7 protein-coding genes are annotated in these 13,669 nt (G+C 49.5%); 4 read left to right on the top strand and 3 right to left on the bottom strand.

Annotated features, from left to right (window positions below; genetic code table 11):
- The first annotated feature begins 32 nt into the window (after positions 1–32).
- The 4 genes from C4H11_RS04160 to C4H11_RS04145 all read left to right on the top strand — a co-directional run bounded on the left by C4H11_RS04160 (position 33) and on the right by C4H11_RS04145 (position 6,996).
- A complete protein-coding gene (locus C4H11_RS04160; RefSeq protein ID WP_205729982.1) occupies positions 33–2,321 on the top strand; it encodes a GH92 family glycosyl hydrolase in 2,289 nt (762 codons plus the stop codon).
- A 14-nt stretch (positions 2,322–2,335) separates the two neighbouring features.
- The gene (locus C4H11_RS04155) at positions 2,336–3,643 is read left to right on the top strand and encodes an MFS transporter (protein ID WP_106040580.1); all 1,308 of its coding nucleotides are present in this window, start codon (positions 2,336–2,338) and stop codon (positions 3,641–3,643) included.
- A gap of 87 nt (positions 3,644–3,730) precedes the next feature.
- Entirely contained in the window at positions 3,731–4,699 is a 969-nt protein-coding gene (locus C4H11_RS04150; protein ID WP_106040579.1) for a glycoside hydrolase family 130 protein, read from the top strand.
- An 11-nt stretch (positions 4,700–4,710) separates the two neighbouring features.
- Positions 4,711–6,996, top strand: a complete 2,286-nt coding sequence (locus C4H11_RS04145; RefSeq protein ID WP_106043118.1) for a GH92 family glycosyl hydrolase — start codon at positions 4,711–4,713, stop codon at positions 6,994–6,996.
- A gap of 110 nt (positions 6,997–7,106) precedes the next feature.
- On the opposite strand, the gene C4H11_RS04140 is transcribed toward C4H11_RS04145, so the two are convergent.
- Genes C4H11_RS04140 through C4H11_RS04130 form a run of 3 tightly spaced genes read right to left on the bottom strand, consistent with a single transcriptional unit; the run spans position 7,107 to position 13,596 of the window.
- Complete coding sequence (locus tag C4H11_RS04140; protein ID WP_106043116.1) at positions 7,107–8,588, bottom strand: glycoside hydrolase family 30 protein; 1,482 nt, start codon at positions 8,586–8,588, stop codon at positions 7,107–7,109.
- Between the two features lie 44 nt (positions 8,589–8,632).
- A complete protein-coding gene (locus C4H11_RS04135) occupies positions 8,633–10,378 on the bottom strand; it encodes a RagB/SusD family nutrient uptake outer membrane protein (protein ID WP_106040578.1) in 1,746 nt (581 codons plus the stop codon).
- A gap of 11 nt (positions 10,379–10,389) precedes the next feature.
- Entirely contained in the window at positions 10,390–13,596 is a 3,207-nt protein-coding gene (locus tag C4H11_RS04130) for a SusC/RagA family TonB-linked outer membrane protein (RefSeq protein WP_234819873.1), read from the bottom strand.
- Positions 13,597–13,669: the final 73 nt, after the last annotated feature.

Genomic DNA, 13,669 nt, shown 5'->3' with positions numbered 1-13,669 from the left:
ATAATATGTATATCTATAAACTTAAATTAAGCATGAAGAACATGAAAATGATTGCATTGCAGGCCGGTTGCCTCTTGCTGTCGGGCATGGCGGTATGCAATTGTACCCCCGCTGCTTCGGAAGAAGATTATGCCTCTTACGTAAATCCTTTCATTGGCACCGGTGGGCATGGGCATACCTATCCCGGTGCGGTAGTACCCAATGGAATGATTCAACCCGGTCCGGATACGCGCATTTATCAGTGGGATGCCTGTTCGGGATACTACTATGCGGACTCCACCATCAACGGCTTTTCACACACCCACCTCAGCGGTACGGGATGCGGTGACTACGGCGATGTGCTGTTGATGCCCACCGTAGGCCGTCAGGAGTATCATGCCATGGGCGAAAAGAGCCAGCAGATGGCCTATGCTTCGGCTTTCTCTCACGAGAAGGAGAAGGCGGAGCCGGGCTACTATTCGGTCTTCCTCGACCGTTACAGCGTGCAAGCCGAGCTGACAGCCACCAAGCGTGCGGCCATTCATCGATATACTTTCCCCGAGTCGGAAGAATCGGGCTTCATTCTGGATTTGGATTACAGCCTTCAGCGACAGAAGAATGAAGAGATGGAGTTGGAAGTCATCAGCGACACCGAAATTCGAGGGCGCAAGAAGACCGTCTATTGGGCTTTCGACCAATACATCAACTTCTATGCGAAGTTCTCCAAACCGTTTACTTATACCCTGGTGACAGATTCCGCGGCGCTGGATGAAGGCGGCCCGCTTCTGCCCACAGCCAAGGTACTGCTGCACTTCCGGACGGAAAAAGACGAGCAGGTATTGGTGAAGGTAGGCGTTTCGGCTGTCGATATGGATGGCGCACGCAAGAACGTGGAAGCCGAATTGCGGGATTGGGATTTTGACGGTGTACGCCGCTCCGCCCGGCAGGCATGGAATGACTACCTTTCCAAGATTGACATTGAGACGGCCGATAAAGACCAACGAACCATCTTCTATACCGCACTCTATCATACCGGCATGCACCCCAACCTGTTTACCGATGCCGACGGACGCTATCTGGGCATGGATCTGAAAGCGCATCAGGGCAGCGTGGAACAACCGGTTTACACCATCTTCTCTTTGTGGGACACCTTCCGTGCTTACCATCCGCTGATGACAATCATAGACCCTGAACTGAACCAGGCTTTCATTCGTTCGCTGATACAGAAGGAACGCGAAGGAGGCATCTTCCCCATGTGGGAGCTGGCGGGCAATTACACGGGTACGATGATTGGCTATCATGCGGCTTCCCTCATTGCCGATGCTTACATGAAAGGATACCGCGATTTCGATGTGCAAGAAGCATATCGCGCCTGCTTGCGTACTGCCGAATACGATACTGCCGGCATCCATTGTCCGCCGTTGGTGTTGCCGCATCTGATGCCGCAGGCAAAATACTGGAAGAACAAGATTGGCTATGTGCCTTGCGACAAGGATAATGAGGCTGTGGCCAAAGCGTTGGAGTATGCGTATGACGACTGGTGCATCTCCGTATTGGCCGGTGAGCTGGGCGACACGGTGAATCATCGGAAGTATGCCGATTTCAGTAAAGGATATAAGAAGTATTTTGACCCTTCCACCCGTTTCATGCGTGGACTGGACAGTGAGGGCAACTGGCGTACGCCTTTCAATCCCCGCTCCTCCAATCACCGCAATGATGATTACTGCGAAGGTACAGCTTGGCAATGGACGTGGTTTGTACCCCACGATGTAGAAGGACTGGTAGAACTGATGGGAGGCCGTGACGTCTTCATCGGCAAGCTGGATTCCTTGTTCGTGGCGGATTCTTCTTTGGAAGGCGAATTGGTGTCGGCCGATATTTCCGGACTGATAGGCCAGTATGCTCACGGCAACGAGCCCAGCCACCACATCACCCATTTCTATAACTATGTGGGGCAGCCGTGGCGCACGCAAGAACTGGTGGATGAGGTGTTACAGACACTTTACTTCAATGACCCCAACGGCCTTTCGGGCAATGAAGACTGCGGGCAGATGTCGGCGTGGTATGTGTTGAACGCCATGGGATTCTATCAGGTATGTCCCGGCCGGCCGGTCTATTCCATCGGGCGCCCGCTGTTCGACAAGGCCACAGTGAATCTGAAAGGCGGGAAGAAGTTTACGGTGAAGGCCGCCGGTAACAGCCGCACGAACAAGTACGTACAGAAAATGCTGCTGAACGGAAAGGAACTTGCCCAGCCGTTCTTTACGCATCAGGATATAATAGACGGAGGTACTCTGGAGTTGGTTATGGGCAATAAGCCTGTAGGAATGAATAACAGATAATTCAAGAAAAGGGTATGAATCACAATAAACCTCGTAAACCCATATCTTGGGTTCCTTCCGTCTATTTTGCCATGGGACTGCCTTTCATTGCAGTGAATCTGGTTTCTACTTTCATGTTCAAAGACTTGGGCATATCCGATACGCAGATAGCTTTCTGGACATCGGTCATCATGATGCCTTGGACGTTGAAGTTCCTCTGGAGTCCTTTCTTGGAGATGTATCGGACAAAGAAGTTCTTCGTCATCATCACCCAGTTGCTGAGCGGACTCTTGTTCGGTCTTGTGGCTTTCTCTCTGAAGTTCGATTATTTCTTTGCCATCAGCATTTCCACCATGGCGGTCATCGCTTTCAGCGGAGCCACGCACGACATTGCTTGCGACGGCGTATATATGGCCGAGCTTTCGCCTGCCGACCAAGCCAAGTACATCGGCGTGCAGGGTGCTTTTTACAACATCGCCAAGCTGGTGGCCAATGGCGGTTTAGTGGCGTTGGCGGGCATGCTGGCCGAGAGCTTCGGGGCTGTGGAAGGCCGGTCTGTGCAAGATAATATGCCGGCCTATAAGGAAGCATGGATGGTAATCTTCATTGTCATTGCTGTGCTGCTGGTGGTGCTCGGTTTGTATCATTCCAAGATGCTGCCTTGCACGCAGGTACCCGAGCACGCCAGACGTTCGGGCAGGGAAGTGATGCGCGGATTGTGGGAGGTGATAAAGAACTTCTTCACCAAGCGCCACATCATCTATTACATCTGTTTCATCATCCTCTATCGTTTTGCCGAGGGCTTTGTGATGAAGATAGCTCCGCTGTTTCTGCGTGCCTCTCGCGAAGTCGGGGGGCTGGGTCTCTCACTGACCGAAATCGGTACACTCAACGGTGTGATGGGGTCGGGAGCCTTTGTCTTGGGGTCTTTGCTGGCAGGCATTTACGTGTCGAAGCGTGGACTGAAGAAGACACTGTTTTCGCTCTGCGTCGTGTTCAACTTCCCCTTTATGGCCTATACGTTGTTGGCCGTTTACCAGCCGGAAAACCTCTATCTGATAGGGGCGGGCATTGTGGCGGAATACTTCGGATACGGCTTCGGCTTTGTAGGGCTGACCTTGTTCATGATGCAGCAGATAGCTCCGGGAAAGCATCAGATGTCCCACTACGCCTTTGCGTCGGGCATCATGAATCTGGGTGTCATGCTTCCGGGCATGATGAGCGGTTTCTTCAGTGACTTGTTGGGATACGAGAAGTTCTTTATCTATGTATTGTTGGCGGCCATTCCGTCGTTGCTGATAACCTACTTCATCCCGTTCACGTATGACGACTCGAAAGCATAATCCGCCGAAGGAATATCCTTCCTTTCGGACCAGATACCTACGATATCACTAATTTTAATTACTAACTTAACCAATCAGCAGTTAATTATGAACAGCAAATTTACCATGCCGTGGGAAGACCGCCCCGCCGGATGTGCGGACGTCATGTGGCGTTACTCCGGGAATCCCGTTATCGGACGTTATCAAATCCCTTCGTCCAACAGTATTTTCAACAGTGCCGTAGTTCCTTTCGGCGATGGCTTTGCCGGTGTGTTCCGTTGCGACAACAAGGCCGTGCAGATGAACATCTTTGCCGGTTTCAGCAAGGACGGCATCCATTGGGAAATCAATCATGAGCCCATCCGCTTCAAGGCAGGAAACACGGACATGATAGAGTCCGAATATAAGTACGACCCGCGCGTGACGTGGATTGAAGACCGATACTGGATTACGTGGTGCAACGGTTATCACGGGCCTACCATCGGCATCGGCTATACGTTCGATTTCAAGGAGTTCTTCCAGTGCGAGAACGCTTTCCTGCCCTTCAACCGCAACGGAGTGCTGCTCCCGCAGAAAGTGGGCGGACGCTATGCCATGCTGAGCCGTCCGAGCGACAACGGGCATACGCCTTTCGGTGATATCTACATCAGCTATAGCCCGGACATGAAGTATTGGGGCGAACATCGTTGTGTGATGAAGGTTACTCCTTTCCCCGAGAGCGCATGGCAGTGCACCAAGATAGGGGCGGGCTCGGTGCCTTTCCTCACGGACGAAGGCTGGCTGATGTTCTATCACGGCGTGATTACCACTTGCAACGGCTTCCGTTACTCCATGGGAGCAGCCATCCTCGACAGAGAGAATCCGGCCAAGGTGCTGTACCGCACGCGCGAGTATCTGCTTGCGCCCGCCGCTCCTTACGAGTTGCAGGGAGATGTGCCCAACGTGGTGTTCCCTTGCGCGGCTTTGCAGGACGGCCAACGAGTGGCAGTGTACTATGGCGCCGCCGATACGGTGGTGGGAATGGCCTTCGGATATATCTCTGACATCATAGAGTTTACGAAGCGTACAAGTATTTGATTTCTGCTGCCATGAAACGACTGATACCCTTTTTCATCCTCTCTTTCGGCCTGCTTGCGGCAGTATCGGCGGCGGACAAACGTCCTGTCGACTATGTCAATCCGTTTATCGGCACCAGCAACTTCGGCACCACCAATCCAGGTGCCGTATGCCCCAACGGAATGATGTCCGTGGTGCCTTTCAACGTGATGGGCTCCGAAGATAATCAATACGATAAGGATGCCCGTTGGTGGTCTACGCCCTACGAATATCACAACTGTTTCTTTACCGGATATTCCCACGTCAACCTCAGCGGAGTGGGGTGTCCCGACTTGGGTTCGTTGCTGCTGATGCCCACTACGGGCAAGCTCTCCGTAGATTATAAGGAATATGGCAGTCGCTATACGGACGAGCAGGCCTCTCCCGGATACTACAGCAATTTCCTGACCCGCTATGGGGTGAAGACCGAGGTCACCGCCACGCCGCGCACCGGTGTGACCCGCTTCACTTTCCCTGCCGGGCAGAGCCATGTGCTGCTCAATCTGGGCGAGGGGCTTACCAACGAAACCGGTGCTTTTCTGCGGCGGACGGGCGACTGCGAGTTCGAAGGCACGAAGCTGTTGGGCACCTTCTGCTACAACCCGCAGGCCGTGTTTCCCATCTATTTCGTGATGCGCGTCAACAAGCAGCCGGTGGCTTCGGGCTATTGGAAGAAGCAGCGTCCCATGACCGGCGTAGAGGCGGAATGGGATGCCGACAACGGACGCTACAAGCTCTACACCCACTATGGCAGAGAGTTGGCGGGCGATGACATCGGCGCATATCTTACATTCAACACCCGCGAAGGCGAGCAGATTGAGGTACAGATGGGCGTCTCGTTCGTAAGCATGGAGAACGCCCGTCTCAATCTGGAGGCCGAGCAGAAAGGCAAAGACTTCGCCCAAATACTGGACGAAGCCCGTCGCCGCTGGAACGACGACCTGTCGCGCATCCTTGTCGAAGGGGGTACGGAAGAACGGAAAACCGTGTTCTATACCGCCCTCTATCATACACTGATACACCCCAATATCCTGCAAGATGTCAACGGGCAATATCCGGCCATGGAAAGCGACAAGGTGCTCACCGCGCAGGGCGACCGCTATACCGTCTTCTCCCTGTGGGACACGTATCGTAATGTGCATCAGCTCCTCACGCTGGTCTATCCCGAACGGCAGTTGCAGATGGTACGCTCCATGCTCGATATGTATCGCGAGCACGGATGGCTGCCCAAGTGGGAACTGTATGGCCGGGAGACGCTGACCATGGAGGGCGACCCCTCTATCCCCGTCATCGTGGATACTTGGCTGAAAGGCTTGCGCGACTTTGATATCGAAACAGCCTACGAAGCCATGCGCAAGGGAGCCACCCTGCCCGGAGCGGACAACCTCTTGCGCCCCGACAACGACGACTATCTCTCTTTGGGCTACGTTCCCTTGCGCGGGCAGTATGACAATTCCGTGTCTCATGCGCTGGAATATTACATTGCCGACAATGCCCTTTCGCGCATGGCCGAAGCGCTTGGCAAGGAGGCCGCCGCACGCGGAGAGAAAGAAAAGGCGCGCCGCTATCAGGCCGATGCCCGCCTGTTTCATGAGCGTTCGTTGGGCTACAAGCACTATTACAGCAAAGAGTCAGGCACCTTCCGCCCCATCCTGCCGAACGGTGAGTTTTATGCTCCTTTCGACCCGAAGCAAGGCGCGAACTTCGAGCCCAATCCCGGCTTCCACGAAGGTTGCGCTTGGAACTACACCTTCTATGTGCCTCACGATATCAAAGGGCTGGCGCAGCTCATGGGAGGAAAGAAACCCTTCATCGACAAGCTGCAACGCGTCTTCGACGAGGGACTTTATGACCCGGCCAACGAGCCGGACATCGCCTACGCACACCTTTTCTCCTATTTCAAGGGCGAAGAGTGGCGCACGCAGAAAGAGTTGCATCGCCTGCTCCGGACGTACTTCAAGGATGCCCCCGACGGCATTCCCGGCAACGACGATACAGGCACCATGTCCGCCTGGGCAGTTTTCAACATGATGGGCTTCTATCCCGACTGTCCCGGCGAACCGGCCTATACGCTTTCCACCCCGCTATTCGATAAGGTCACCATCCGGCTCAACCCGAAGTTCTGGGGACGCAACCGCCTGGTGATAGAAACCGAGCGTCCCTCGGCAACGTCTCTTTACATCCGTGAAATGAAGCTGGGCGGTAAGAGGCTGTCGCACTATCGCATCTCTCACGAAGAGCTGGTGCAGGGAGGAAACCTGCGTTTCATGCTTCGATAAGAGCGGCCGGAAAAGAATCTCATGCTTCCGCTAAGCGGGTCTCTGGAAGCAGAACGCCGACAACTCAGAGCCTTTTGCAAGCCCTGTGTCGTCGGCGTTTGCACATCTTTCTATTTCATATAAAAGGAATTAAACGAATGCGGCTTTAAGGTTGCAACTAAGAATTTAGCCCCTAATTGTATTGTCAACTCCCGCGGCTCATCATTAAAGTTACCTGCCACTACCAGATATTTATTATCTGAAGTTAGGAAAACCATAGCGGGTAATTTATCATCGCCTTTTTCTTTGTACTGTAACACCTTTGTACCGGAAGTTACTTTGTCGCTAAAATGTCTCACGGCATAATATTCCGGAGTATAGGTTACCGTTTCGGTTTTAGAATCCACATGAATCAGAGCATTCTGTTTCCATCCCCATCCGCTTGTACCCTCGTCACACAATATCGCATTCCAAAATGTATATTCTTCACAACCATTTCCTAAATAATGATTTATCAAATTAAACGTATGCTCCGCCGCTTTCCAGTCAAAAGTTCCCGAACCGCATTCGTTTTCTGTCTGCATATATTTATAATGAGGATATTTTTTACGGATATCAGGCAAAATCTGCCCACCCCACCATTGAAATCCTAAACCGTCCACCGTTTTCTGCATGCGAGGGTCAGAGAGAATCTTATCCACTATTTCGAAACGATTTGTGTTAAGCGTTCCCAGATAAAGAGAAACGCCGGGATGCCGTTTCTTTAACTCCGGAGCTAAATACTCTACATTGAATCGGATGATTCCTTCCGGCGTCCATGCACAACCGGGGTATATGGTAAACGCCCATGGCTCATTCTGGAACATCACCCTTGTTACAGGAACGTTTTCATCCTGATAGGCAGAAACGAATCTGCAAAAATAATCAGCATACGTTCTCAAATAACGTGTATCCTGAATAAAATAGTCATTCACGGCAAGTTGTTTGGGGTAGTAAGCATTATTTCTCTCCGTACTGTTCTCATGAAGAATAACATTGGACAAAGGAGACATCTTATTCACTTTATCATTACTGAGAATCGAATAATAATGATTTACTTTCATCCAAGAAGGGGGCGACCATGGAGAAATCCAGAAAGTCATATCCGGATTATAATGCTGTGCTTTCCTTATGAAAGGTATAATCGTTTTTTTATCACGATCAATATTAAAATATTTCAATTGAAAATCGCCGTCGACTTCATCACAGCTATACCAGTCGCGGGCATAGTCATTGGCATTCATCGGGATGCGCCCCATGGAGAAATGCAATTCTCCGTCGGGTGCGAACAGTTTGCTTAAAACGGCGTCCTGTTGCTCAAGAGATAACAGGTTAAGTGCATCCCATCCCAATTCATTAAAACAGGTTCCCCATCTTTTGAATATTTGTATATTTTCTGTTCCTGTGACCTTCAATATCGGAGTCGTTTCACTCTTCGATTGTAACTTTACCTTCGTCTCTTTCCATACATCATTTTCTGTACTGCAAAACCATGTATAAGATTGAGCGTACAAGTTGGACACACTCATTGCCAGGCAACTAAACACCAGGATTCTTTTCAAGAATCTTTTCATACTTCTTTTTTCCATGTCAAAATCAAAACTGTTTTTTCTATTACTTAATTGATAGTAGGATATCCGGGATTTTGTTTCAAGTTAGGGTTCGTTTGAAGAACCGTGCGTGAAAGAGGAATCCACATGGTGTGTTTGTCCGCGTCCGGTTCTTTATCCCACCAAGTTCCGGAATTATAAACTCCGAACCGACACAAGACACGCCTTCGCTGTCCTTCGCCTATAAATTCCCGTCCCCATTCATCCAGCAACTCTTGTCTGGTTATTTGGCTGCCGTCTTCATTATATAAACTCGCGGAACCTTCCGGATAATACCTTTTTCTGACGGCGTTGAGCAATTTGGCGGCAGATGCGCGTTCTCCTTTATTAAATTTTATTTCCGCCAGGTAATAATAAATTTCCGCCAGGCGAATCACCGTGTAGTCCGATTCTATTTTTGCAGCATCGTCCGACCTGTAGATAGGATACTTGACCAGACACCAGCCGGAATTCTGGTCACCATAAGGCATGGCCGATTTGGGAGTCTCTTTGCCGCTGGAAGGTGCGGGCGAAACGCTCAATGTATCCGTATCTTGGAAGATGCCTACTTGGTCGCGGATATACAGTTGATAAGCATCATTGTCCGAGCGCACGTATTTTGTTTTCCCGTCCGGAGTGGAATAATCCAGAGTCCCGTACAAGAATAATCCTTCGCGTTTTCCTTTTCCCAGATTTCGATATTTCTTCAAACGTACATCATCCGGATAGTTCATGAATTTACGTACAGGTTTTCCATTATCAAATGTATATTCCCTGCCTTCCAAATCCAGTCCCGGTTGCAAAGCATACTTCGGATTGCACCGTCCCCAATCTGTAAAGCCGAAATACGGTGCCGACATGAAAGGCGCCACATACCAATGCATATTTCCCGTATATGCCCAATGAGCCCCTCCGTAAGAGCTGGCAAAGGCATAAATCACCTCATCGCATTTGTCATTGTCCCAATCAAAAGGAGCGTCCCATCTGTCGGCTATTTGGTAGTAGCCATATTTACCGTTGATGATGTCTTCACAAATCTTTTCACATTCGGCACTTTTATCTTCATCAATCCACCACGAGGCATTCATATAGAGCCGGGCCAACAATGCTGCCGCTCCGGCCTGATTCCATAATCCTTGATCAGGCCCGTTTCCTCCGCTTTTCGATTTGACGCTCAAAGTAGGAAGAGCCTCCAGAAGTTCTTTCTCAAGGAAAGCAAAGGTCTCCTTGGGCGTAGATTGATGCGGCAGCTCGGAACTCGGATATTGGGTCACAATCGGAATGTTATGCATTACGTCAAAAAGCGTCATATACATCCATGCCCGTAAAACCCGCTGTTGCGAAATGAAATCATTGAATTCTTGTTCCGAATAGCCCAGGCGGGTAGGGTTCAGTTTCGAAAAGTCGGATATCACCGAGTTACACTGAATGATGCCCCGATAAGTGTCTTTCCACATGTTGTTGACAAACCAGTCGTCAATGGTCCAAGTGTGATAATGAAGGCGGAAATAAGCCCCTCCGTCATACCAATGCTCTTCTCTCTGCACTATCATATATTGGTCTGCCGAAAGCTCGCCGAACAAGTATGAACTTCTGGAGCTCAACCAATATGCATGTCCGAAAGGCCGGACAAAGCTTTGAAGCACGTTCTCCTTCGTTTGGTAAAATTCATCTTGAGGAATAATGCTGTATGTGTTTTCAGACAAATCGGTGCAGCCTGTTGTTGCCAAAAGGCCTAAACCGACCCATATTTGTTTTAAACTTATTCTTTTCATAATGCCATAAATTAAAAGTCAATTTGAACGCCTAATAAAAATTGTCGTGAAGAAGGATAGTAGCTTATTTTGTTGGCAGACACTCCCGGCTCCATTCCATTCACAGCGAATGTATCCATGTCCAACCCCTTATATCCGCTGATGGTGAATAAATTACGTGCCGTGCAATACACGCGTACCTTCTTCAGCCACTTCGAATTGACGTCATAATTATATCCCAATGTGGCCACATCCAACTTTAAGAAATCACCATTATGCACAAAATAGTCGCTATGCACATTCTTTCCGGTACTTACGGCACTGTTTTCTTCATATGCTGATTTTAAGACATTGGTGTTGGGCGCGGCCGATTGCAGCCCGTAGTACAAATTATGGGTATCGTAAATCTGGAAACCGAAATTACCCCGGAAGAACAAGCTCATATCAAAGTTCTTGTATCTGAAAGAGTGCGTCATCGACATTGTAAATTTAGGCAATCCGTTGCCCACCACACGCTTGTCCTCATCGGTACCTTTATTGATGGGAATCACTTCACCGTTTTTGGAGCGGATCAGCCATTGGCCTTCGTCGTTGACGCCGGCATATTCAAACGTGTAAAAATTGCCAATACGTTCTCCTTCCTCAATGCGCTGTACCGGTCCCGGGTCTCCCGGATAAGTGGGGAATGAACTCATCCAATAAAAAGACTGTCCTTTATGCATCTGATTGGAAAAGGAGACAAAACGATTATTGGAGGTGGCGCCGACAAATCCGATGGTATAACCCGCTTTTTTTGTCTTGACCGCATTCCAGGTCAAATCAATCTCCAGACCGGAATTCTTCATCGTACCCACATTCACAAAAGTGGTAGGAGTGCCATTGGGAGGGAGAGACACATTATAACTGCCCAGCAGGTCGGATTGTCTTCTCGAATAATAGTTCATGCTTCCCGTCAGGCGCTGATTGAAAAGGACGAAATCGACGCCTATGTTCCAGTTCTTGCCCTTCTCCCACTTTATGTCAGGATTGGGATTGGAATTGAACGACCATCCCCGGATGTATTGTCCTTTATAAAAATTCAGGTCATAACTTCCCATGGTGGCCAGCGACTGGTAACTGTCGAATTCCTGATTACCCGTCACGCCATAATCTCCCCTGATTTTCAAATCATCAATCCATGTCAGATTCTTCATGAATTTTTCCTCGCTGATTCTCCATCCCGCCGATACGGCCGGAAAAGAGCCCCACTTATTGTTCTTCCCGAATTTGGAAGAACCTTCGCGGCGCAATGAAAAAGTCGCAAAATATTTGTCAGACAAGTTATAACTGATACGCCCGAAGAACGCTATCAGCTTTGAGTCGTTCTTATACGAGCCCATGCCTAAACGTCCTATCGCCGCGCTGTTATACGAGCCTGCCCCCAGGTTGTTATACGACAGCAGATCGGAAGCAAAGTTCTTGTTTTCCGCATTGAAACCCGAGTTCTCGAAGTATTGATAAGAATATCCTCCCATCAACTTCAAATGGTGGTTGTTTTTGTCGAACATATAGTTCACCAACCACTCTAAAGACTCCTGTTTATGTTTATCATAACTTTTGCTGGCTTCTCCTTTGAAACCTTTCTGCTCCGCGCGGGTAGAAGTCGAGGGGCGGAAAAAGAAATTGTCATAATCCATAATCTGTTGGCCCAGGGTAATCTGCGTACTGAGATAATGAGATTTGTTACGGCACAATAAAGGGAATAGATTCAATTTGAAAGTCCCGTCCCAGTTTAAGATTTTCCCCTTACCGCCATGTTTTTCCAGCTTCAACGTTTCCACAGGATTGTAAGTATCCCATCCTGTCAGTTTATAATACTTATGGGGCTCTTTGGGATCCATCACCGGAATGGTCGGATTCACGGTCAAGGCTGTCCAAAAAGCGTTATAGTCCGAGTGCTCATAATCTGTTGTTCGCGGAGCTACGTTCAATACGATGTTATATAATTCAGACTTGGAGGTATGATTCAGGCTGAGGCGTGCGCCTATTTCTTTTTTGGAAGAACGTAAATCGATACCCTCGGAGTTTTTCACATCCACCGTGCCTTTATAATTATTCTTTGAGTTTCCACCGGTCACTTGCAGAGTATGGCTATGCGATATACCCACTTTCGTGATTTCGTCGAACCAATCCGTATTGGCCCCGTAATCATTTCCGCGGTTATATTTTCTGAACTCATCTACCCCCAGCACTTCCAGTTCTCTAATCGGAGTGGCAATATTCACAAACCCCGAATAGAAAGTATGGATGTTGCCGTCCGTAGAGCCTTTCTTTGTGGTGATGACAATTACTCCATTGGAGCCGCGGGTGCCATAGATGGCCGAAGCCGCGCCGTCTTTCAGTACATCGATGGACTCGATATCATTTTCATTCACATTGTCCAGACTTCCGCCGGGGACACCGTCGATGACAATCAACGGGCCTAAACCGGCACTGCGCGAGGCGACCCCGCGTATCTGTATGTTTGCGCTGCTGTTAGGATCCGCCGAGGCCGTATTATCGATATTCACACCCGCCACCTTTCCCTGAATCTTCATGGCGGGATTGCTGTTGCCAATCTGCAGCATGTCCTTGGCCGATACGTGCGAAATGGCACTGGTCAGCTCCTTCTTCGAAACGGAGCCGTAACCTATCACCACCACCTCGTCCAGCAGTTCCACATCTTCTTTCATCAGGATGCGGAGCAGCTTCATGTCTTTCAGCTTTATCTCCTGCGAGGCATATCCTATATAGCTCACCACAATCACGTCTCCCACTCCGGCGGGCAGCGCGAACTTTCCGTCCATATCCGTCACCGTGCCTTGCACGGCTCCTTTCAGCGTCACGGTGACGCCTATCAGCGGTTCGCCCGAGGCGTCGGTCACCACTCCCGTCACCTTCTGCTGCTGCGTTGCCAATGCGGCGTTGCGCGTAAGGATTATATGATTTCCCTCCATTTTGTAGCCGATGGAAGAACCGGCCAGCAACACGGGCAACACCTCTGACACCGGTTTGTCGGTCACCTGTATGCTTTTGCGTGTTTTCACGTTTACATCTTCCTTGTATATGAAAAGATAATCCGTTTGAGTCTCTATCTCATTCAAAATGGATTCCAGGCGGGCATTGCTGCTGTTTATGGTCACCCTCGCGTTTTGTGAACTACTGTTCGCGGCCGTCAGACTGAACAGACAAAAAAACAATAAGAATATCGATATTCGCATAATTCTGAATAAATGTTTTAATTTCGGATTTTCAAGGTTGTAAAAATCCGGCAAAAGAGTATTTTTCATATCT

Source organism: Bacteroides zoogleoformans (assembly GCF_002998435.1).
In the GTDB taxonomy this organism is placed as follows: domain Bacteria; phylum Bacteroidota; class Bacteroidia; order Bacteroidales; family Bacteroidaceae; genus Bacteroides; species Bacteroides zoogleoformans.
This window is presented reverse-complemented; position numbering and strand designations above follow the sequence as displayed.